This window comes from Fulvimarina endophytica (assembly GCF_003403015.1).
Classification (GTDB): domain Bacteria; phylum Pseudomonadota; class Alphaproteobacteria; order Rhizobiales; family Rhizobiaceae; genus Fulvimarina; species Fulvimarina endophytica.
Genome location: NZ_QURL01000004.1, coordinates 517016 through 539748, shown reverse-complemented (window position 1 = coordinate 539748; position 22733 = coordinate 517016). Strand labels below are relative to the sequence as shown.

Here is a 22733-nt window from a genome sequence, read left to right as displayed (position 1 = left end):
GTTTCGGTAACCTTGGCGCGGTAGACCGGCCCCGATCCCCTCGCTTCCCGGCGAACGGGACGTCATGCCGACAGGCTCGATGCTAAGGATCGCGAAGGATGCAGGACTTCTTCATTCCGTCCGGTGTTGCCTCGAATCTCAAGTGGAGCCTCGGGCTCTTCGCCTGCTGCCTTCTGGTGCGCTTTGCGGCCGAATGGCTGTTTGCCTCCGGTGCCGATCCGATCCTCATGCGCCGGCGCCGCTTCACCGTGCGCGCGCTCACCAATGCGGTGATCGCCATCGGTCTTCTCGGCATCTGGCTCGCCGAGATCCAGAACGCGCTGTTCTCGCTGACCGCCGTCCTCGTCGCCCTGGTCGTCGCGACCAAGGAACTCATCATGTGCGTGGCGGGCTCGATCCTCCGCTTCGGTGGCCACCTGTTCAAGGTCGGCGACCGGATCGAGCTGAACGGCATTCATGGCGAGGTCGTCGATCACGGCCTCTTCTCCACCACGATCATGGAACTGCCGCCCACCCATGCCGGCTTCTGCGGCACCGGCCGCACGGTGATGCTGCCCAATTCGGTGCTTCTTTCGGGGCCGGTGAAGGTCGAGGCTCAGCCCCGGCATTATGCGCCCCATCGCTTTCTCCTCACCATGGAGCGGGAGGTCGCCGTCGGGCAGACCATGGCGCTGATCGAGGCCGCCGCGCGCGAGACCCTCGATGCCGATCGCGAGCTTGCGGCCCGCTTCCACCAGTTCGCCCGCCGCAAGGCCGGGGCCGAGATCGCAGGTCCCGAGACTCAAGTCCTGGTACTGACCAGCGAGATCGGCAAGATCCAGTTCCAGGTCACGATCTACTGTCTGGTGCAGGACGCCTCGCACTTCCAGAACGCGATTTCCTGCCGGGTCTTCGACGGCCTCGACACGGTCCTGCGCAAGGCGAGCGAGGCCGATCGCGCCGGCGGCAGCCAGGTCTGGGCCGAGCTTCAGAACCGCCTGAAGAGCGCGGCGGCGCCCACAGGAAAGCAGAAGGCGGCCTGAACCGGGAAAGCCTTTCCTGCAGGCCAAGGAAAGGCGGCGAACGCTGCCCGGCCGTTTGAACCATGCTGCCCGATGGGCTAGTCATGGGCGCTGCGTATCGACGCAGAACGGCTCCCGCACAGAAAGCGCCTCGTCATGCCGCCACGTCCCAATTCCGTCGAAGCCCGCGACGTCGCCCATCACCTCCATCCCTACACCAATGCCCGGCGACACGAGGAGATCGGCCCGATCGTGATGGCGAAGGGCGACGGGGTCTATGTCGAGGACATCGACGGCAAGCGCTATATCGAGGCGATGGCGGGGCTCTGGTCGGTGGCCGTCGGCTTTTCCGAACAGCGGCTCGTGGATGCCGCCGCCCGGCAGATGGCGCAGCTTCCCTATTATCATTCCTTCACCCACAAGACCCACGCCCCGGTGGTGGACCTTGCCGAGAAGCTGATCGCGCTCGCCCCGGTGCCGATGTCCAAGGTGCACTTCACCAATTCGGGCTCGGAAGCCAACGATCTCATCGTCAAGCTCCTGCGCTATCGCTCGAACGCGCTGGGCGAGCCTGCGCGCAAGACGATCATTTCGCGCCTTCGCGGCTATCATGGCGTCACGCTCGCCTCGGCGAGCCTCACGGGCCTGCCCAACAATCACGCCTCCTTCGACCTGCCGGGCGAGGGCGTCGTCCACACCATGTGCCCGCATTACTGGCGCGAGGGCGAGGCGGGCGAGAGCGAGGAGGCGTTCGCCGCGCGGTGTGCGGCCGAATTGCGCGCAACGATCGAGGCCCGGGGGCCGGAGACGATCGCCGCCTTCATCGCCGAGCCGGTGATGGGCGCGGGCGGGGTCGTCGTTCCTCCGCCCACCTACTGGGCCGAGATCAAGGCCGTGCTCGCGGACTATCCCGATATCCTCTTCGTCGCCGACGAGGTCATCTGCGGCTTCGGCCGCACGGGCGAGATGTTCGGCTCGACCTATTACGGTCTCGAACCCGACATCATGACCGTCTCCAAGGCGCTTTCCTCGTCCTATCTGCCGATCTCGGCGGTCCTCATGAACGAGAAGGTCTACGGCCCGATCGCCGAAGAGAGCGCGCGCATCGGCACCTTCGGCCACGGCTTCACGGCCTCCGGCCATCCCGTGGCGGCCGCCGTCGCGCTCGAAAACCTCGCCATCATCGAGGAGCGCGGCCTCGTCGCCAATGCCCGCGAGCGCGGCGAACGGCTCCAGTCGGGCCTGCGGACCCTGTCGGGTCACCCCCTGGTCGGCGAGGTGCGCGGCATCGGGCTGATCGCCGGTGTCGAACTCGTCACCGACAAGGAGAAGAAGATCGCCGTCCAGCCGCCGGGTGCGCTTGCGGCAAAAGCCTTCGGTCTCATTCAGGAGCGCGGCGTCATCTCCCGCGCCATCGGCGACACGCTCGCCTTCTGCCCGCCCCTCATCATCACCGACGATCAGATCGATACCGTGGTCGCGACCGTGCGCGACGGCCTCGACGCGCTCGCCGGCGAGATGGGAATGGCGGGGTAGGGCCGTGAGCGAGCTCGGCACGCACCGGTTCGGCCCCATCGGCGGCATTCCCAACAGCGATTTGCCCCTCATCATCGCACCCGGCGCGATTGCGGCGGGCAAAGCGCAATCGGCGACGGTCGAGCGCCTGTTCGAGCGCAATGGCTGGCAGGGCACCTGGACATACACGGTCTTCGATTACTGGCACTTCCATCTCGAAGGCCACGAGGTGCTGGCCTGCGTCGGCGGCCGGGCGCGGATCGGCTTTGGCGGGGAGGAAAAGGAGGGCGGTCTCGTGGTCGAGATGACGCCCGGCGATACGGTGATCGTGCCGGCCGGGGTCGGTCACAGGCGCCTTGAGGCGACGGGCGGTTTTCAGGTCGTCGGCGCCTATCCGCCGGGCCAGAACGGCGCGATCTCTCGCGAGGGGGCGATAGCGATCGAGGTGGCGCGCCGACGGATCGCGGCGCTGGCGCTGCCGGGAAGCGATCCGGTCGGTGAAGAGCGGACCGGTCTCCTCGCCGCCTGGAACTGAGGCGAGCCGGCCCGCGCCGAAAGGCCTTTGCCGAATCGGACGGGCCGGCGCACTATGGGCGTGAGGAAGACCCCCGATCGTGATCGACAAGTTCGAATATCTCATCATGCTCAGCCACGAGCGCCATTTCGGGCGCGCGGCGGACAAGCTCGGGATCACGCAGCCGACGCTTTCGGCGGGGATCCGCCAGCTCGAGGAGCGGCTCGGCGTCACGCTCGTCAATCGCGGTTCGCGCTACAAGGGCATGACGGCCGAAGGCGAGCGGGTGCTCGCCTGGGCGCGCAAGATCACCGACGACATCCGCACCATGCGCGAGGAGGTGCGCAGCGTCCGGCGCGGGCTCACCGGCTTCCTGCGCATTGGCGCCATTCCGACGGCGCTCTCCCTCGTGCCGCGCCTGACGACCCCGTTTCGCGCGCGCCACCCGGATGTCACCTTCGACGTCACCTCCTTCTCATCCGCCGATCTCCTGACGGCGGTCGAGGACTTCGAGATCGATGTGGGCCTCACCTATCTGGAGGACGAGCGGGTCGCGCGCGTCGACGCCAAGCCGATCTACGAGGAGCGCTACAGCTTCGTGACGACGCGCGGCAGTCCGTTCTCGGCCAAGGAGCACGTCACCTGGGAGGAAGCGGCGAGCGCGCCGCTCTGCCTCCTCAGCCCTTCGATGCAGAACCGCCGGATCCTCAACCGGCATCTCGGCGGCTCGATCCGGCCGGTCGAGACGGTCATGGAGTCCAATTCCATCACCGCGATCCTCGCCCAGGTGCGCCTCGCCGACCTTGCGACGATCATCCCCTACAACGCGGCGCAGATGCTCGGCCTCGTCGAGCCTTTGGTCGTCATTCCGCTCGTCGAGCCGGAGGTCAGCTATTCGGTGGGGCTGGTGACGGCGAGACGCGACCTGAGGCCCCCCATCGTCGCGGCCTTCTGGAGCGAGGCCGAGGTCTTCGCGGTGTCGGGCTCCGCCGCCTGATAGCGGCGGGCATATGAAAGCATCGCTTTCGACTGTTCGCTTCCGACCCGAGAGGTCGATCCATTCGTCCGGCCGCCTGACTGGAAATGCGGCACTGCAACAGAGACGGGGTCCGCGTTTGGGCGCCTTTGTTCGATCGAAAGAGCCCGCCCGAGCGCGCGACTGCTCGCATTGCGTGTCCCAATCATCTGCGACCGATGCGCGCGAGCCCTTCCGCGATAGGGGTCGAAACGGTCCGGGCCATCAGTCTGGAAGGGTTCTATGATAGAAAGGTTCTATCAAAGCACGGAAAGGAGCGCTTGATCACAAACTGTGCAGGGTGTTTGCTGGAATGACTCTATTTCCATGCGGGGAGGCACCGGCGTGGCATACCACGTAGAATTCGACGAAGAAGACGCGCTCGTCATCATTGGCGAGCATAAGCATCTCGAGGGTCCGCTCCTGCCGATCCTGCATGCGTTCAATCACCGCTACGGCTATATCACCGACGCGGCCGTGCGGGTCGTCGCGCACGAACTCAATCTCAGCCGCGCCGAAGTCTACGGCGTCGTCTCCTTCTATCACGACTTCAAGCGCGAGCCGCATGGACGCCACGTCCTGAAGGTCTGCCGGGCGGAAGCCTGCCAGGCGGCCGGGGGCGACGCGGTCGCCGCCTCGATCGAGCGTGCCCTCGGCATCTCGTTCGGCGAGACCTCGCCCGACGGCGCCGTGACCCTCGAGGCCGTCTACTGCCTCGGCCTCTGCGCCACCGCTCCCTCGGCCATGCTCGACGACCGCATCGTCGGGCGCCTCAACGAGGCCCGCGTCGAAAAGCTCACCGCGGAGGCCCGCCTATGACCCGCGTCTACATTCCGCTCGATTCCTTCGCCGTCGCAAACGGGGCCGACGAGATCGCCCAGGAACTCGCCAAGCTCGCGCTCGATCGCGGCCTGGAGATCGAGATCGTGCGCAACGGCTCGCACGGCATGGCCTGGCTCGAACCCCTCGTCGAGGTCGAGACCGGCAATGGCCGCATCGGCTATGGTCCGGTCGAGCCCGGCGAGATCGCCGCGCTTCTCGATGCGGGTTTCCTTGAAGGCGGCGCGCACGACAAGCGCATCGGCGATCCGCTCGATCATCCCTTCATGAAGGGACAGTCGCGCCTCACCTTCAAGCGCTGCGGCATCACCGATCCCCTGTCCCTCGAGGACTACGAGGCCCATGGCGGTCTCCTCGGCCTTCGCCGCGCGCTGGAGATCGGCGCCGAGGCGATCATCGCCGAGGTCAAGGAGTCCGGGCTTCGCGGGCGCGGCGGGGCCGGTTTCCCGACCGGCATCAAGTGGGAGACGGTGCACAAGGCCGAGGGCGATAAGAAATACATCGTCGCCAATGCCGACGAGGGCGACTCGGGCACCTTCGCCGACCGCATGATCATGGAGGGCGATCCCTTCTGCCTGATCGAGGGCATGACGATAGCGGCGCTCGCCACCGGTGCGAGCAAGGGCTACATCTATCTGCGTTCCGAATATCCCGTCGCCATCCGCGTCATGCGCGAGGCGATCCGCCGGGCCGAGGCTTTCGGCTGGCTGGGCGTCTCGGTGCTCGGCTCCGGCCATGCCTTCGATATCGAGGTCCGGGTCGGGGCAGGGGCCTATGTCTGCGGCGAGGAGACCTCGCTTCTCGACAGCCTCGAGGGCAAGCGCGGACAGGTGCGCTTCAAGCCGCCGCTGCCGGCCATCAAGGGCCTGTTCGGTCGCCCGACGGTGATCAACAACGTCATCTCACTGGCCTCGACGCCGGAGATCCTCGCCAAGGGTGCCGCCTACTATAAGGATTTCGGCATGGGCCGCTCGCGCGGCACCATCCCCTTGCAGATCGCCGGCAACGTCAAGCATGGCGGGCTTTTCGAGGTCGCCTTCGGCCTCACCCTCGGCGAGATCGTCGAGACCATCGCCGGCGGCACGAATTCCGGCCGGCCCGTGCGCGCCGTCCAGGTGGGCGGGCCGCTCGGGGCCTATTTCCCGCGTTCGCTCTTCGATACGCCCTTCGACTACGAGGCCTTCGCGGCCAAGAAGGGGCTGATCGGCCATGCCGGCATCGTCATCTTCGACGAGACGGTCGACATGGCCAAGCAGGCGCGCTTCGCCTTCGAGTTCTGCGCGGTGGAATCCTGCGGCAAGTGCACGCCCTGCCGCATCGGCGCGGTGCGCGGCCTCGAAACGGTCGAGAAGGTGATCGCCGGCGACCGGCCCGCCGAGAACCTCGAACTCGTCGAGGATCTCTGCAACACGATGGAATTCGGCTCGCTCTGCGCTCTGGGTGGGTTCACGCCCTATCCGGTGATGAGCGCGATCCGCCACTTCCCCGAAGACTTCAACGGTACTCCGATGCGTGTGGCGGCCGAATAGGCCGCCCGCTCGGACAGGATTGATTGGGAGAACGAGATGAGCCTGGTACACGAAAAAGACTACGGCACGCCGAAGTCCAAGGCCGAGAAGCTGGTGACCCTCACCATCGACGGCCAGGAGGTCACGGTGCCCGAGGGCACCTCGATCATGCGCGCCGCCGCCGAGGTGGAGGTTCAGGTCCCCAAGCTCTGCGCCACCGACATGCTCGACGCCTTCGGCTCCTGCCGGGTCTGCGTCGTCGAGGTCGAGGGTCGCGGCGGAACGCCGGCCTCCTGCACGACGCCGGTGGCCGAAGGCATGGTCGTCAGGACCGAGAGCGACCGGCTCAGCCGCATCCGCAAGGGCGTGATGGAGCTCTATGCCTCCGATCATCCGGGCAACTGGGACGAGCGCAAGGGCGGCGGAGACTGCGATCTCCACGACGTCGCCGAGAAGGTCGGGCTCGAAAAGGTCCGCTACGACGCCTCCGAGCGCAATCACTTCGATGCCGAGCTCGACGAGTCGAACCCCTATTTCACCTTCGACTCCTCCAAGTGCATCGTCTGCTCGCGCTGCGTCAGAGCCTGCAACGAGGTCCAGGGCACCTTCGCCCTCTCGGTCGAGGGCCGTGGCTTCGACAGCCGCATCCGCGCCGGAACGCCGGTCGACGATTTCCTGACCTCCGAATGCGTGTCCTGCGGGGCCTGCGTGCAGGCCTGCCCGACCGAGGCGCTGCAGGAAAAGACGGTGAAGGCCAAGGGCCTGCCCACCTCCTCCAAGGTCACGACCTGCGCCTATTGCGGCGTCGGCTGCTCCTTCAAGGCCGAGATGCAGGGTGAAGAGGTCATCCGCATGGTGCCGTACAAGGACGGCAAGGCCAATCGCGGCCATTCCTGCGTCAAGGGCCGGTTCGCCACCGAATATGCCAAGCACGAGGAGCGCGTCCTCGAGCCGATGATCCGCGAGACCTATAACGACCCCTGGCGGGTGGTCTCCTGGAACGAGGCGCTCGGCTTTGCGGCCGGCAAGATCAAGGACATCCAGGCGAAATACGGCCGCGGCGCCGTCGGCGGCATCTCCTCCTCGCGCTGCACCAACGAGGAAGTCTATCTGGTCCAGAAGATGGTCCGGGCCGGCTTCGGCAACAACAATATCGACACCTGCGCCCGCGTCTGCCACTCGCCGACGGGCTATGGTCTGGCGACGACCTTCGGCACCTCGGCCGGCACCCAGGACTTCGATTCCGTCGAGGACACCGATACGATCCTCGTCATCGGCGCCAACCCGACCGATGCCCACCCGGTCTTCGCCTCGCGCATGAAGAAGCGCATCCGCGAGGGCGCAAGGCTCATCGTCATCGATCCGCGCCGGATCGACCTCGTGAAGTCCGCCCATATCAAGGCCGACGTCCATCTGCCGACCCGCCCGGGCACCAATGTCGCCATCCTGACGGCGCTCGCCCACGTGATCGTCACCGAGGGCCTCGTCAACGAGGACTTCGTGCGCGAGCGCTGCGAGATCGACGAGTTCGAGGACTGGCGCGAATTCGTGTCGAGCCCGGACCGTTCGCCCGAGGCCGTCGAGATCGTCACCGGCGTTCCGGCCGATCTCGTGCGCCGCGCCGCACGGCTCTATGCCCGCCCCGGCAACAGCGCGATCTATTACGGCCTCGGCGTCACCGAGCACAGCCAGGGCTCGACCTCGGTCATGGCCATCGCCAATCTCGCGATGGCGACCGGCAATATCGGCCGCAAGGGCGTCGGCGTGAACCCGCTGCGCGGCCAGAACAACGTGCAGGGCTCCTGCGACATGGGCTCGTTCCCGCACGAGATGCCCGGCTATCGCCACATCTCGAACGACGACGTGCGCAAGGTCTACGAGGACCTGTGGAACGTGAAGATCGACCGCGAGCCGGGCCTTCGCATTCCGAACATGTTCGACGCCGCAGTGGAAGGCTCGTTCAAGGGGCTCTACGTCCAGGGCGAGGACATCCTCCAGTCCGATCCCGACACCAAGCACGTCTCGGCCGGGCTCGCCGCCCTCGAACTCCTGATCGTCCAGGACCTGTTCCTCAACGAGACGGCGAACTACGCCAACGTCTTCCTGCCCGGCTCCACCTTCCTCGAGAAGGACGGCACCTTCACCAATGCCGAGCGGCGCATCAACCGCGTGCGCAAGGTCATGGAGCCGAAGAACGGCTATGCGGACTGGGAGGTCACCCAGCTTCTGGCCCGCGCCATTGGCATGGACATGAACTACGCCCACCCGTCCGAGATCATGGCGGAGATCGCGGCGACGACGCCGTCCTTCGCCAATGTCAGCTACGAGCTGCTCGATCGCGAGGGCTCCGTGCAGTGGCCCTGCAACGAGGCCCATCCGGTCGGCTCGCCGGTCATGCACGTGGACGGCTTCATGCGCGGCCGGGGCAAGTTCATCCGCACGGAATATGTCGCCACGGACGAGAAGGTGGGGCCGCGCTTCCCGCTGCTCCTGACAACCGGCCGCATCCTGTCCCAGTACAATGTGGGCGCGCAGACCCGGCGCACCGCGAACATCACCTGGCATCAGGAGGATGTTCTCGAAATGCATCCCCACGATGCCGAGGAGCGGGGCGTTCGCGACGGCGACTACGTCAAGCTGCAGAGCCGCGTGGGCGATACCTCGCTGCGCGCCTCGATCACCGACAGGATCGCGCCGGGCGTCGTCCATACGACGTTCCATCACCCCTCGACCCAGATCAACGTCATCACCACGGACTTCTCGGACTGGGCGACCAACTGTCCGGAATACAAGGTGACCGCCGTCCAGGTCTCGCCGTCGAACGGGCCGACGGAATGGCAGGAGGATTATCGCGAGTTCTCCGAGAAGAGCCGCGAGGTCCGTCCGCTGGAAGCTGCCGAATAGTCGAACCCCGTTCGTGGGCATCAGACGAAGCCGCGCATGGGCGCGGCTTCGTTCACGTTGAAGCAGCGTCTCGCAGGGTTGCGGTGTGACAGAATCGAGAGAGAGCCGTTCGGTCGACTGCCTCGCCTTTCGGGGCGGCGCATTCGTTCGAACGGCACGCAGCGTCCCGGCCGAACAGGCGGTCGCGATCTCGGTCGGGGGCTCGACCCATGCCGTGATGATGGCGACGCCCTCGCATCTCGAGGATCTCGGCATCGGGCTCGCCCTCAACGAGCGGATCGTCGAGACGGTGTCCGAGATCGAGGCGATCGAGATCGTCGAGACCGAGGCCGGCCTCGATTGTCAGATCCGGCTCGTTCCGGAAAAGGCGGCGACCTATGTGGCGCGCCGCCGGCAGATGACCGGGCCGGTCGGCTGCGGCCTCTGCGGCGTGGAATCCCTCGAACTCGCAGGTCCGGTCCTGCCCCGCGTCAACGCGGTGGAGACGATCGCACCAAGCCGGCTGGTGCGGGCGATCGAGGAGATGGCCGGCGCGCAGGATCTTTCGCGCCTCACCCGCGCGGTCCATGCCGCCGCCTTTCACCTGACGGATGGTGGCATGGTCGTCCTGCGCGAGGATGTCGGACGGCACAATGCGCTGGACAAGGTGGCGGGGCATCTCGCGCGCCAAGGCGTGGATCCGGCCAAAGGCTTCATCACCATCACGAGCCGGGTTTCGGTGGAACTGATCCAGAAGGCGGCGATGATGGGAACCGGCCTCATCGCCGCGATCTCGGCGCCGACGGAACTTGCGATCGCGGAGGCGGTCGCCGCCAATGTCACGCTCATCGCGGTCGTTCGCGGCGAGGAATTCGAACTCTTCACGGTGCCCGAGCGCATGGAAGGGGCGGTCGATGCGGCCGCGACCCTCGCCATGGCCAGGGCATGACCAGTCAGATCGCATAAGGGGGGATAGCTCGCATGGAACGCGACAAACTCGTTCACATGGCGAACCAGATCGCCACGTTCTTCCAGTCGACGCCCGAGGGCGCGCGCTCGGCAGGCGTTGCCGACCATATCAACAAGTTCTGGGAGCCGCGCATGCGCACCCAGCTCTTCGAGCGCGTCGATTCGGGCGCGACGGACGATCTGCATCCCCTCGTCCTCGAAGCCATGGCGGATATCCGCCGGCCCGAGAAGCCGCTGGAAGAACGCGCGACGAAGCAGCACTGAGAGCGCGGGGCCGGGCTTCGTCCCGGCCGCTTCCGACGAAAATCGAGCAAATCTGCGCGAGGATGCGCCCGTGCGGCCGTTCCCCGAAGGCCGGCCCGTGCGCATTCGTGCCGCCGCCCTATGTGTCTGCGCAATCTGATCGAGCCGCCATGGGGTCTTCCGGTTTCACGGACGACGACCCGGGGCGGCTCCCTCTTGCGCGGGAGAATGCGGCCGCATGGCCCTCATCGTCATCATCCTCGTCATTCTGGCGATGCTCCTTGCCAACGCCTTCTATGTGGCGGCGGAGTTCGCGGCGGTCTCCGCCAGCAAGCCCAAGCTCGAAGCCAAGGCCGAGGATGGCAATGCCAACGCGGCCTATCTGACCAAGACGGTCACCGACGAATATCGGATGGACCGTTATATCGCCTGCGCCCAGATCGGCATTACGCTTTCGAGCCTCGTCATCGGCGTCTACGCCCAGCGCGCGCTTCTTCCCTATGTGGGCCCGCCCCTCGACAGCGTGCTGCCCGAAGGCTGGTCGAGCGCGGTGCTGGGCGCGCCGATCATTCTCATCGTCCTGACATCGCTCCAGGTGATCTTCGGCGAGCTGTTTCCGAAATCGATCGCGGTGCGAGCGCCCGAGCGCGTCGCCACCGGCACGGCGCGGCCGATGCGCTGGTCGCTCTTCGTCCTCGGTCCGTTCATCTCGCTCCTCAACGGATCGGCCCTCTTCGTCATGCGCCGCATCGGCCTCGACAAGCCGAAGGAGACCGGCGACGAGCACAGCCACGACGAGCTGCGCCAGCTCATCGAGGACAGCCTGGAGGGCGGCGTCATCAAGCGCGACGCCCACGAGATGCTGCGCCAGGTCCTCTCCTTCCAGGACAGGACGGTGGGCGAGGTGATGGCGCCGCGCGCCCGGATGAAATTCCTCTCGCGCCGGCCCAAGGCGGGCGAGGCCCTTCGCCAGATGCTCGCAACCCCCTTCACCCGGTTTCCGGTCATCGAGGGGAGCGAGACCGAGAAGCCGGACGGCTATGTCCATCTGCGCGACGTCTACGACCTTGCCGAACGCGATCCAGAGGCCTCGCTCGACACGATCGTGCGCCCCGTGCAGCTTCTCCCGGACAGTCTCCCATTGTCCGAGGCCTGGCAGCGGCTGGAGGAAAGCCGTGAATCGATCGCGGTCGTCTTCAACGAATACGGCATCGTCTCAGGCCTCGTCACGGTGGAGGATCTCGTCGAGGAAATCATCGGCGAGGTCGTCGACGAGTTCGACAAGGAGCAGCCCCGGATGGAGGTGGCCGGCGAGCGCATCGTCCTGCGCGGCGATCTCCTGACGCCCGAGGTCAACCACAAGTTCGGCCTCGACCTTCCCGAGGATCAGGCCGACAGCATATCCGGCCTCGTCGCCCTGCGGCTCGGCGTTGAGGATGTGAGGACCGGCTCGACGGTCGAGATCGACGGCGTCGCCTTCACGGTCGAAAGCGTAGAGAACGGCCTGCCGCGCCTCCTGTCCATGCCGAAGGCGGCGAGCCGGAAGGAGATCGAGGCATGATCGCGATCGCCATCATCCTTCTCCTCATCGCCATTAACGGCCTCTTCGTCGCGATGGAGTTCATCATAGTCGGCAGCCGTCTGTCGCGGCTCGAGGCGATGTCGCCGAGGGGCGCGCGCATCGCCCATCTCCTCGAAGGCCCGAAGGCCCAGGACCGCTACGTCGCCGTCGCCCAGCTCGGCATCACCCTCGCATCGATCGGGCTCGGAATGTATGGCGAGCACCAGATCGCCCTCTGGCTGGAGGAGCCGATGGCCGCGATCGGCATCGACGGCGAGCTCGTCCACCTCGTCGCGCTCATCCTGTCGGTCGCCATCCTCACCTATTTCCACGTGGTCTTCGGCGAGATGATCCCGAAGGCGATGGCGCTGAAGAGCGCCGAGACGCTGCTTCTCGCGATGTGGCCGATCCTGCGCTTCTTCGAGCTTCTGTTCAGGCCCTTCGTCTACAGCCTCAACGTCATCAGCCAGGCGCTCCTGTCCCTGTTCGGTCTCGACCGGGCCGAGGCGCGGTACTACTCGCCGCGCGAACTGGCGGCGATCGCAGAGGATTCCTCGGCCGGCGGATCGATCGCCGAGGAGCAGGCCGAGTTCATCCAGAACATCGTGCGCATGCAGGGGCGGCGGGCGGAAGAGCTGATGACCCCGCGCCGCCACGTCATCGCTCTCGATCTCGATCGCACGAAGGCCGAGGACTATTCCCGCATCATCCTCGATGCAGGCCCGAGCCGCCTGCCGGTGACGAGAGGCGGGCTCGATCACGCCCTCGGCGTCGTTCACGTCAAGGACGTCATCCGGCACCGGACCGAGACCGGAACCGCGCTCGACGCCCAAAGCCTCGAACGACTGCTGCGTCCCCTGCCGCGAACCATGGCGAGCGTCGATACGGCGAGCCTTCTCGACAATATGCGCCGCCACGGCACCCATATGGCTCTCGTCGGCGACGAGCATGGCAGCGTGCTGGGCGTCGTCGCCTTCGAGGATGCGATCGAGGAGGTGGTCGGCGAGGTCCATAGCGGCTTCGAGCTGGACATTCCGGACGCCGAAAGCCTGAAGGCGCGCATGTGGACGATCCCCGGCACCACGCCGCTCTCCCGGCTGCGCGAGACCTATGGCTGGACGCTCGAAAGCCGCTCCGCGCGCACGATCGCCGGGCTCATCATCGAGCGGTCGCGCAAGGTGCCGGAGGTGGGCGACAGCATCGAGACCGATGGCCTGCGCCTTGAGGTCCGCTCCGTCGACGGGCTCTCGATCGAGGAGGTCCATGCCGAGAGCCTCGCCCCGGAAGTCAGAGGTGAAGACGAGGGCGCGCATGCGGCGTCCTAAGGGCACGCGAACGGCCCGTTAACCTTAACAGGCGATGGTCCGAGCCGTTTCCAATGGTTTCGGTTTCCCATGCGCCTCTTTCGCTCCGTCTGCCTTCTCCTCTGCGTGGCGGCGCTGCCCGCCTGCGCCACCCGCGCGCCCGGTCTTTCCGGTGCGGCGGTTCCCGTTGCGGACGCGCCGCGCAGCGAGGCCGAGACGCTCGCCTTCGCCGCGTCTTCCGACGACGAGCGCTCCCTGTTCCCCCTGTCGCACTCCTTCCTTCCGGCAAGACGGTCCTCGCTGGCAGGCAGGACGCTTTCGGTCGCCAGCATCGAGGATATCGATCTGGCCGATGGAGAGGTCGTCATCACCTTCGACGACGGGCCGATGCCCGAGAAGACGCCGAAGATCCTCGATGCGCTGGCCGAAGCCGGCGTCGGCGCGACATTCCTGATGGTCGGCCAGATGGCGAGTGCCCATCCCGAGATCGCCCGCCAGGTCGCCGCCGGCGGTCACACGGTCGGAACCCATACCGAACGCCATCCCAATCTGCGCACCATGAGCTTCGAGGCCGCCCTCGCCGAGATCCGGCGCGGCGAGGCATCCGTCGCAAAGGCGCTCGGGGAGCCGCCCGCACCCTTCTTCCGCTTTCCCTATCTCGCCGATACGAAGGCCCTGCGAGCAAGGCTTGCGACTGAGGCCATGGTTCCGCTGGACGTCGACATCGATTCCAAGGACTATTTTCGCGATGCGCCGGATACGGTGATGGCCCGCACGCTCGGTGTGCTGCAGGCAAAGCGGAAGGGGATCATCCTCTTCCACGACATCCAGGCCCGGACCGCGGCGCTCCTGCCGGACTTTCTGAAGGAACTCGATCGGCTGGGCTTCAAGGTGGTCGATCTCAAGCCTGCGGACGAGGTCCGTCTCGCCTCGCGCTGAGGCCACGCGTCGAGAGGGCCGGCGCCCGGTCCGCCTATCGCCGGCGCTCCCGAACGAAGGCCGCGAGAATCGCGCCGATCGACAGGAAGACCCCGATCGGAAAGACCTGGCGGGCGAGGGGATCGAGAACCGGCTGCGTGCCGGCGATCGCCGCGATGGCGAGGAAGGACACCGCCGAAAGGACGAGGAGGCTGCGCGTCACCACGAAGGCGAGGCCGAGCATCAGGCCCGCCCCCATTGTCAGAAGGGGATGGGCCGAGGCCCGTTCGGCAAGGGCGGAAAGGCCTGCCGCGAGAAGCCCGTCCATGCGGAGCCTATTCCGCCGGGTCCGAGTTCTCGGCGAGCTCCTGCGTGGCCTCGTCGTTCGGCTGGCGCGTGAACCCCTTGAGGCCGGCATGGAGGTTGCGGTCGCGCTCGATCTCGACCGGCGAGGTCACATAGGCGGTAACGAGTTCGGCGAGCGATCTCAGCGCATGGACATGGATGCGCTCATAGCCGTGCGAGGCGTCGACGCCGAAGGTGATGAGGGCCGTACGCACGTCGTGGCCCGCCTCGATCGCCGAGGCGGAATCGGAGCGGTAATAGCGGAAGACGTCCCGCTGATACTTGATCTCCTCGCTCTCGCACAGATTGATGAGCTTCTTCGTCAGATGGTAGTCGAAGGGGCCGGTCTGGTCGGCCATCGCGACCGTCACGCCGAATTCGGCGGAGTTCTGGCCGGGCGCCGACGTGCCGTTGTCGATCGCGATCATGGAGGCGATGTCCGGCGTCAGGATCGAGGAGGCGCCGACCCCCACTTCCTCCGCGATGGTGAACAGCCAGTGGATGTCCACCGGCGTTGCGGCGCCCTCGCGCTCCATGGTCTCGATGGCGGCGAGCATCACCGCGACGCCCGCCTTGTTGTCGAGATGGCGCGAGACGATGTAGCCGTTTTCGAGGAATTCGGGCTGGGGATCGATCGCGATCATGTCGCCCACATGGACGCCGAGCTTCTCGAGTTCCGTCAGATCGCGCGACAGGGCGTCGACGCGCAGCTCCACATGGCTCCAGCCCACGGGCTGGGTGTCGATCTCGTCGTTGAAGGTGTGGCCGCTGGCCTTCAGCGGCAGGATCGTGCCGCGATAGATGCCCTTGTCCGAGAAGATCTGGGCTCGTGCGCCTTCGGCGAACCGGGCCGACCAGTTGCCCACGGGAACGAGCTCCAGGCGGCCGTTCTCCTTCAGCCGCTTCACCTGCGCGCCGAGCGTGTCGACATGGCTGACGATGGCGCGCGCGGAGGCGCGCCGCGAGCCCTGGCGCAGGGCCGAGATCGCGCCGCGCCGGGTCAGCTCCACCTTGAGCCCCAGACGTTCCAGTTCGCCGGCCACGTAGCGGACCACCGTATCGGTGTATCCGGTGGGGCTCGGGATCGCCAGAAGGGCCTTCAGCTGCTCCGTCAGGTAATGGGTGTCGACGGCGAGACGTGGCACGAGGGTTATTCCTTTGCTTTCCGTTGCCTGTTGCGGGCGCTGCGCATCGCGTAGGGCATCGACAGCGGAAAGAGAAGATCGACGAACCGCTCGGCCGTCGGCTGGGGCTCGTGATTGGCAAGCCCCGGCCTCTCGTTCGCCTCGATGAACACGTAGTCCGCGTTCCGCGGATCCTTGATCATCAGGTCGATCCCGGTCACCGGGATTTCGATGGCCCGCGCCGCGTTGACCGCAGCCTCTATCAAAACGGGGTCAAGCTTGCCAGTCACGTCGTGGATCGTGCCGCCGGTGTGGAGATTGGCGGTCTTGCGCACGGCGATCGACGCGCCTTCCTCGAGCACGTCCTCCATGCCGTGCCCGGCATGGCGCACGCAGCGTTCGGTTTCGGCGTCCATGGGAATGCGGCTCTCGCCGCCGGTCGCCCCGGAGCGCCTGCGCGACAGGGCCTCGATGAGGTCGCGGATCGTGCTCCGCCCGTCGCCGACGATTTCGGGCGGGCGGCGCACGGCGGCCGCGACCACCTTGTAGTCGATGACGATGAGGCGCAGATCGTCTCCCTCGAAACAGGCTTCGAGGAGAACCCGTTCGCTGACCTCGGCGGCCGCCTTGATCGCGACCTTCGCATCCTCCAGATTGTCGATGCCGACGGCGATGCCGCGTCCCTGTTCGCCGCGCGCCGGCTTGACGACGATGGAGCCGTGGGTCTCGATGAATGCCGCGATCTCGGCGTCCCCGGCCTCCTCGCCGGCGATCTGCTCGGGCACCCTGACGCCTGCCGCCTCGACGATGCGGCGGGTCACCGTCTTGTCGTCGCAGATCGACATGGCGACCGCGGAGGTCAGCTCCGACAGGCTCTCGCGGCAGTGGATCGTGCGCCCGCCCTGGGTCAGGCGGAAGAAGCCGCCCGGTCCGTCGGTGATCTCCACATGGATACCCCGGCGCCGCGCCTCGTTGACGATGATCTTGGCATAGGGGTTCAGTTCGTCAAAATCGTCGGGCCCGGTGAACAGCCGCTCGTTGATCTGGTTGCGGCGCTTGACGGCGAAGAAGGGAACCCGGTGGAAGCCGAGCTTGTCGTAGAGCGCGATCGCCTTCTCGTTGTCGTGCATCACCGAGAGGTCCATGTAGGAGCATCCGCGCGCCTGATAGTGCTCGGACAGGCGCCGCACGAGGCTCTCGCCGATTCCGGGATGGACCGCCTGGGGATCGACCGCGAGGCACCAGAGCGAGGATCCGTTCTGGGTGTCGTCGAAGGCGCGCCCGTGGTGGACGCCGGTCACGGTGCCGAGAATGTCGCCGGTGGTCTCGTCCTCGGCGACGAAATAGGTGAGGGCGCGATTGTCGTGATTGGCGCTGAAGAAGGCGGGATGCACCTGCACCATGCCCCGCGTCTGGTAGATGCGGTTGATCTGGGTGCCGTCCTGATCGCTCGACATGCGGCGGATGAAATAGCCGCGCGGGCGCCGCGAACTCGGCCGGTAGGTGGCGAGATCCAGACGGTAGGTGTGGGAAGGATCGAGGAAGAGCTCCTGGGGGGCATAGGCGAGCAGCACGTGCGGGTCGGAGACATAGACCGCGATATCACGCTGGTCCGGACCCTCCTCGCGCAGGTTCGCGACGAGATTGCCCGTGTCGACGAAGGTCTGGGCGAAGATCAGCCGGCCCCAGCCGCAATCGAGATAGGCGTCGGGCCGCACGTCCTTGAGGTGTTTGCCGATCTGGGAGGCGGGCGCGGTCAGGCTCGCCTCGCGCTTCTTGCGAAGCCGCAGTTCGGCGCCGGATTTGGCACGTCTGTCCATGATGGTTTGTCCTGATCGTCAGATGTCTTGGGACTGCAGCCACATCTCCAGAAGCGCGACCTGCCAGAGTTCCGAGCCGCGCAGCGGCGTGATGTGATCGGTCGGGTTCGCAAAGAGGTCGTTCACATAGCTCTCCTGGAAGAGCCCGCGGGAGCGCGCGGCGTCCGAATGGAGGGCGTCCTTCACGAAATCCAGCGTCGGGCCGGACAGGTATTTCAGCTGCGGGACCGGGAAATAGCCCTTCTTGCGGTCGATCACCTCGGAGGGGATCACCTGGCGCGCGACCTCTTTCAGGACCCCCTTGCCGTCCTGCTTCAGCTTCTCCGATGCCGGAACGCGGGCGGCGAGTTCCACCAGTTCGTGGTCGAGGAATGGCACGCGGGCCTCCAGTCCCCAGGCCATGGTCATGTTGTCGACGCGCTTGACCGGATCGTCGACCAGCATCACGTGCGCGTCGATCCGGAGCGCCTTGTCCACGGCCTCGTGCGCGCCCTCCATGGCGAAATGGCGGGCGACGAAATCCTTCGAGACGTCGCTGTCCGTCATCCATTCGGGGCTGAGATGGCGGGCGAGCTTTTCGTGGCTGCGATCGAAGAAGGCGCGACTATAGGCGGCAAGCGGATCGTTCGCGCCGGCGACCTTCGGATACCAGTGATAGCCCGCGAAGATCTCGTCGGCCCCCTGGCCCGACTGGACCACCTTGATGTGCTTGGCGACCTCGCGCGACAGGAGGTAGAATCCGATATTGTCGTAGGAGACCATCGGCTCGGACATCACCTCGATGGCGTTCGGAAGCTCCTTGATCAATTCGTCGCCGGGCACGAACAGCTTGTGATGCTCGGTGCCGTAATGGCGGGCGATGAGATCGGAATATTCGAACTCGTTGCCGACCTCGCCATTGGCGTCCTCGAAGCCGATCGAGAAGGTGTTGAGGCCCTTCTGGCCGGCCTCGGCGAGAAGCCCGACGATGAGCGAGGAATCGACGCCGCCCGACAGAAGAACGCCCACGGGAACGTCTGCGACCATGCGCCGGGCGACGGCGGTCTTCATGGCGTCCATCACCCTGTCGCGCCAGTCGTCGGGCCCGAGCTTCTCGTCGCCTTCCAGGGGCCGGAAGTCCGGCGCCCAGTAGACCTCGTCGGTGAAGGAGCCGTCCGCCTCGATCAGGCGCGTCGTCGCCGGCGGCAGCTTGCGCACGCCCTTGACGATGGTGTGCGGCGGCGGAACCACGGCATGGAACGTCATGTAATGGTGGAGGGCGATCTTATCGATCCCGGTATCCACGTCGCCGGTCTTCAGGATCGACTGCAGCGAGGAGCCGATATAGAGCCGCTTCTCGTTCTGGGAGAGATAGAGCGGCTTGATGCCGAACCGGTCGCGCGCCAGCATCACGCGGCCGCTTTCGCGCTCGTGGATGGCGAAGGCGAACATGCCGTGGAAGCGCTTCACGCAGTCGCGGCCCCAGGCGTGATAGGCCTTGATGATGACTTCCGTGTCGCCGGTGGAGAAGAAGGAATAGCCCTTCGCCTCCAGTTCCTCGCGCAGTTCGGGATAGTTGTAGATGCAGCCGTTGAAGGCGATGGTGAGCCCGAGTTGCGGATCGACCATCGGCTGTTCGGCCTTCTCCGAAAGATCGATGATCTTCAGGCGCCGATGGCCGAGCCCGACACGGCCGCGCATGACCTGCCCGGCCCCGTCGGGTCCGCGCCGTGCCAGGCAGTCGCCCATGCGCTGCACCCGCTCCGGCGAGGCGTTCGTTCCATCGAACCGGATCTCACCGCAAATGCCGCACATGGCTGCTCCCCACTCGTTTCGTTCGAAAAATGCCTTCGAACGGCCGATATAGAGGGCAGCCGGGTCGCATAAACCCCGTTGAACCGGGTTTTCTGCACTGCAAAAAGGCATCGGGGCAGCAGATGGGCCGCCGAGCCTGCCGTTCAGGTGTTTTGCTGTGGGCACCTCGGCCCCGGTGCCGCGACCGCCTCTCATGCGATCGTTGTCGCTGCGACCTTTCGCTTCGCCTCGCGGCGGCCGACCAGTTCGTCAACAAGTCGGACTTTAGTCAATTCGAAATCCCGGCTGCTTAAAGTTTCATCGCATGGGGAATCGGTTTGGCCGGCTGACGGGCATTCGGATGTGACACAGGGGCGAGGGGCGGGATCGATGGAGAACGGGCGAGCGCAATCATCCCTCGGGCCGATCCTGACCGCGACCGGCTATTTCGTCCTCGCCGTCGCCGCGCTCCTCGCCACACGCTCGGGCGAGGCGATCGCGACCATGTGGCCGGCGGGCGGCCTGGCCGTCGCGGTTCTCGCCTCGGTCGATCCCGCCCATCGCTCGCGCCATGCCATCGCCGTCGCCTTTGCCAGCATGGCGGCCAATGCGGCCTGCGGAACACCGCTCGCGACGAGCGTCGTCTTCACGGCGGCGAACCTTACCGAATGTCTCGTCGCAGTCCTGCTCCTGTCGCGTTGTCCCTATGGCAGGCCGTCCTTCATCCATGTTCGGCAGGTCGCCTGCTTCTGCGCGATCGCGGGGCTTTCGACGCTGGCGAGCACGTCGATCGCGAGCGCGGCCTTCGGCTGGAGCGACTGGCGCTTCGCGCTCGCCTGGTTCACGACCGATCTTCTCGGCATCCTCATCACGGCACCTCTCGCCTTCATGGTCCTCGACCGGATGAGCGGCCAAAATCCGATGCCGTCCGATCAGTGGAAACCGAAGCGGTTCGCGCTGACGATGGCGGGCGTCGCGGTCGTGTCGCTGGCGGTCTTCGCGCAGTCCACCCTGCCGTTGATGTTCGTTCCCGTGGCCGCGCTGATCCTTGCGGCCTACGCGACGGGACCGCTCGGAGCTGCCACCGGGACGATGATCGTCGCTCTCGTCGGCTCGGTGACCATCACCAATGGTCATGGTCCGACGACGCTGATGGAGGACGGTTCCGACAATCAGGCCTATTTCTTCCAGTTCTATCTGGTTGTCCTGATGGCCTGCAGCCTTTCGATCGCCGCTCTGCAGACGGCGCAGGAGAGACTCGTCGCCGATCTGACGGAGCGGACCCGGCTCCTCTTCATGGCCGAGCGCGTCGCCAAGATCGGCCATTGGCACCTCGACCTGTCGAACGGGGCGGTGACCTGGTCGAAGGAAGTCTATCGCCTTCACGGGCTCAGCGAAGACCATGAACCCGATCTCGAATCCGGGCTCGCCGCCTATCACGAGGACGATCGCGAGGGGCTGACGGCCGAAATCGATGCGGCGATCCGCGCCGGCGGCGATTTCCAGATGCGGGCGCGCATCCTGCGGGCGGACGGGCAGATTCGCCATGTGGACATCTCCGGCGAAACCATCCTCGTCAACGGCATCGTGCGCGCGCTGTTCGGCGTCGTTCAGGACGTGACAAATCAGGTGGAGATCGAGCAGGGCCTCGAGGAGTCTCGCCAACAGGCATTGACGCTCGCCTCCGAGGCGACCCGTCTCGCCGAGACGGACGTCCTGACGGGGCTCGCCAACCGCAGACGGGTCCTCGACGAGATCGCGGAAGCTGTCGGAACCGCGCGGACTTCGGGCGCGCCCTGCGCTCTCGCCATCTTCGATATCGACCACTTCAAGCGTGTGAACGACACCTTCGGGCACGAGACGGGAGATGCCGTCCTGCGCCGTGTGGCGTCCACGGCGACGGCTGCCGTCAGGCGAGGCGATCTCGTCGGGCGTCTGGGAGGCGAGGAATTCGTCGTGATCATTCCCGGCGCCGATCGCGCCGTCGCGCTCGCCATCGCCGAGCGGATGCGCACCATGATCGAGACCGGCGATGGCGGGGCGCAGGAATGTCCGCCGGTGACGATCAGCATCGGGCTTGCGGTGTTCGACGGTGAGGAGGACGGGGCGAGCCTCCTGCGGCGCGCCGACCGCGCCCTTTACCGGGCGAAGGCCGATGGCCGAAATCTCTCGCGGGTGGCGGCCTGAAGCCTCGTCCCGTGCCGCCGCCGTCACGGCGAGCGTCCGCGCAGCGCACCGGGGCATCGCGCCGCCGTCGGGACGGCGGCGCGTCGATCAGGGCTCGATCGCCCTTGGGCTTCAGTCGGTCCGGCTCTGGAGCCAGGCCTTCATCGTCTCGATCTCGCCGGTCTGGGCCTCGATGATCTCCTGGGCGAGGTCTCTCATCTTCCCGTCGGTTCCGTATCGAAGCTGCACCTCGGCCATGTCGATGGCGGCCTGATGATGGGCGATCATTCCACAGGCGAAGGCGATATCGGCGTTCTCGTTCGCCATGCCCTGTTCCATGGCGGACATGGTGATCGCCATCAGGCGCATGTTCTCGCGAACATGCTCGGGGGCTTCGGGCTGTGCGGTGCCGCTATCGGCGTGACCGGCATGACCGGCCGTCCCGGTCTCCGCCGTGGCCGGCATCGAGCCATCGCCGCCATGCATCTGCCCGTGACCCATGGCCGAATGGTCCATGGCCATCGGCGCTCCGGCGGAATTGGACAGGCATGACTGCGGCAACTGGAAATCGCCGTCCCGGCTTTGTGCGGCGGCTGCGCCCTGCATGGCTATCAAAGCGGCAAGGCCGGATGCGAACAGGATAGGGGTCTTCATTCTCGTCTCTCTTCTGAACGGTTTTGCGTCAACTGCTTCGAAGAAGAGGAGGTCGGGGAGGCGGGTCGAGGATCGCAGGCTCGATGCCGGCGCGCCGCTGCATGGGCGGGACGAAACGCTCGCCCCGCAGATCTCTCGACGCGTCGGGGACGTCATCGGGACCGATGGCCGGATGGCAGAGATTCATTCGGCAGTCGCCGCAGATGCTGAGGGCATCGGAACAGTCGTCTGCCTGGGCTGAATGCGAATGTTCCGCCGGATGGGGGGCCTCGATGGCGAACGCACCGGATGTCCACCCCAATGCGATGAAAAGGATGAATGCGATCAGTGCGAGGTCTTTCACCTCGGCGCGCCCCGTCGTTTCCATGGTCCGGATTCTCGCTGCGATCGCAGCGCCCACCTGCGATGCTTCGTTCGTTCTCGGGTGCGAACATGACCAAACCATGGTCGCGAGGGTCGATGCGGGAGTGGGAAGCCGCAAGCCCGGGGGCATCACAGGCCCGGTCATCGAAGATGCGGGGCCTTCCGGTCGGGTCCGCGGTTATCGAGGATTAAAGACTTTCCGCGATATCTAATTCCT

At 66.2% G+C, this 22733-nt stretch carries 19 protein-coding genes; 13 read left to right on the top strand and 6 right to left on the bottom strand.

Translation table 11 applies throughout. From position 1 onward, the window contains the following. The first annotated feature begins 98 nt into the window (after positions 1–98). The 12 genes from DYI37_RS11915 (at position 99) to DYI37_RS11860 (ending at position 14292) form a co-directional block, all read left to right on the top strand. A complete protein-coding gene (locus tag DYI37_RS11915; protein WP_116683427.1) occupies positions 99–1022 on the top strand; it encodes a mechanosensitive ion channel family protein in 924 nt (307 codons plus the stop codon). A 135-nt stretch (positions 1023–1157) separates the two neighbouring features. Continuing rightward, positions 1158–2537: an aspartate aminotransferase family protein gene (locus DYI37_RS11910; RefSeq protein WP_116683426.1), complete on the top strand. Its 1380-nt coding sequence runs from the start codon at positions 1158–1160 to the stop codon at positions 2535–2537. Positions 2538–2541: 4 nt separating this feature from the next. After that, on the top strand, positions 2542–3051 hold the full coding sequence (locus DYI37_RS11905; RefSeq protein WP_245413886.1) for a hypothetical protein: 510 nt from the start codon (positions 2542–2544) through the stop codon (positions 3049–3051). A gap of 79 nt (positions 3052–3130) precedes the next feature. Then, positions 3131–4027 (top strand): LysR family transcriptional regulator, encoded by an 897-nt coding sequence (locus DYI37_RS11900; protein WP_116683425.1) that lies wholly within the window; start codon positions 3131–3133, stop codon positions 4025–4027. Between the two features lie 345 nt (positions 4028–4372). Continuing rightward, positions 4373–4864 (top strand): formate dehydrogenase subunit gamma, encoded by a 492-nt coding sequence (locus DYI37_RS11895; RefSeq protein WP_199520145.1) that lies wholly within the window; start codon positions 4373–4375, stop codon positions 4862–4864. Then, positions 4861–6414, top strand: coding sequence for a formate dehydrogenase beta subunit (locus tag DYI37_RS11890; protein ID WP_116683424.1), 1554 nt, complete (start codon positions 4861–4863; stop codon positions 6412–6414). The genes DYI37_RS11895 and DYI37_RS11890 overlap by 4 nt, the downstream gene beginning before the upstream one ends. A 36-nt stretch (positions 6415–6450) precedes the next feature. Then, the gene (gene fdhF / locus DYI37_RS11885; protein ID WP_116683423.1) at positions 6451–9297 is read left to right on the top strand and encodes a formate dehydrogenase subunit alpha; all 2847 of its coding nucleotides are present in this window, start codon (positions 6451–6453) and stop codon (positions 9295–9297) included. 85 nt (positions 9298–9382) lie between these two features. Next, positions 9383–10225 carry a formate dehydrogenase accessory sulfurtransferase FdhD gene (fdhD, locus tag DYI37_RS11880; RefSeq protein ID WP_116683422.1) on the top strand — a complete coding sequence of 281 codons (843 nt, stop codon included), beginning with the start codon at positions 9383–9385 and terminating at the stop codon, positions 10223–10225. A gap of 32 nt (positions 10226–10257) precedes the next feature. Further along, positions 10258–10509 (top strand): formate dehydrogenase subunit delta, encoded by a 252-nt coding sequence (locus DYI37_RS11875; RefSeq protein ID WP_116683421.1) that lies wholly within the window; start codon positions 10258–10260, stop codon positions 10507–10509. A gap of 217 nt (positions 10510–10726) precedes the next feature. Then, on the top strand, positions 10727–12049 hold the full coding sequence (locus DYI37_RS11870; protein ID WP_116683420.1) for a hemolysin family protein: 1323 nt from the start codon (positions 10727–10729) through the stop codon (positions 12047–12049). Then, complete coding sequence (locus DYI37_RS11865; protein ID WP_116683419.1) at positions 12046–13374, top strand: hemolysin family protein; 1329 nt, start codon at positions 12046–12048, stop codon at positions 13372–13374. The genes DYI37_RS11870 and DYI37_RS11865 overlap by 4 nt, the downstream gene beginning before the upstream one ends. Before the next feature lie 69 nt (positions 13375–13443). Continuing rightward, on the top strand, positions 13444–14292 hold the full coding sequence (locus DYI37_RS11860; protein WP_116683418.1) for a polysaccharide deacetylase family protein: 849 nt from the start codon (positions 13444–13446) through the stop codon (positions 14290–14292). A gap of 34 nt (positions 14293–14326) precedes the next feature. On the opposite strand, the gene DYI37_RS11855 is transcribed toward DYI37_RS11860, so the two are convergent. From DYI37_RS11855 to DYI37_RS11840, 4 genes are read right to left on the bottom strand one after another with little or no spacing between them, the layout of a single operon-like run. Beyond that, positions 14327–14599: a hypothetical protein gene (locus DYI37_RS11855; protein ID WP_116683417.1), complete on the bottom strand. Its 273-nt coding sequence runs from the start codon at positions 14597–14599 to the stop codon at positions 14327–14329. Between the two features lie 7 nt (positions 14600–14606). Further along, the gene (locus DYI37_RS11850) at positions 14607–15761 is read right to left on the bottom strand and encodes an osmoprotectant NAGGN system M42 family peptidase (RefSeq protein WP_116683416.1); all 1155 of its coding nucleotides are present in this window, start codon (positions 15759–15761) and stop codon (positions 14607–14609) included. 5 nt (positions 15762–15766) lie between these two features. Then, the gene (gene ngg, locus DYI37_RS11845) at positions 15767–17560 is read right to left on the bottom strand and encodes an N-acetylglutaminylglutamine synthetase (protein ID WP_116683415.1); all 1794 of its coding nucleotides are present in this window, start codon (positions 17558–17560) and stop codon (positions 15767–15769) included. 18 nt (positions 17561–17578) lie between these two features. Then, positions 17579–19354, bottom strand: a complete 1776-nt coding sequence (locus DYI37_RS11840; RefSeq protein ID WP_116683414.1) for an N-acetylglutaminylglutamine amidotransferase — start codon at positions 19352–19354, stop codon at positions 17579–17581. A gap of 369 nt (positions 19355–19723) precedes the next feature. Between DYI37_RS11840 and DYI37_RS11835 the strand changes: the two genes are divergently transcribed. Then, entirely contained in the window at positions 19724–21520 is a 1797-nt protein-coding gene (locus tag DYI37_RS11835; RefSeq protein ID WP_116683413.1) for a sensor domain-containing diguanylate cyclase, read from the top strand. Between the two features lie 111 nt (positions 21521–21631). On the opposite strand, the gene copM is transcribed toward DYI37_RS11835, so the two are convergent. Beyond that, a complete protein-coding gene (gene copM, locus DYI37_RS11830; RefSeq protein WP_116683412.1) occupies positions 21632–22153 on the bottom strand; it encodes a CopM family metallochaperone in 522 nt (173 codons plus the stop codon). Between the two features lie 28 nt (positions 22154–22181). Next, a complete protein-coding gene (locus DYI37_RS11825; RefSeq protein ID WP_147307921.1) occupies positions 22182–22520 on the bottom strand; it encodes a hypothetical protein in 339 nt (112 codons plus the stop codon). Positions 22521–22733 lie beyond the last annotated feature (213 nt).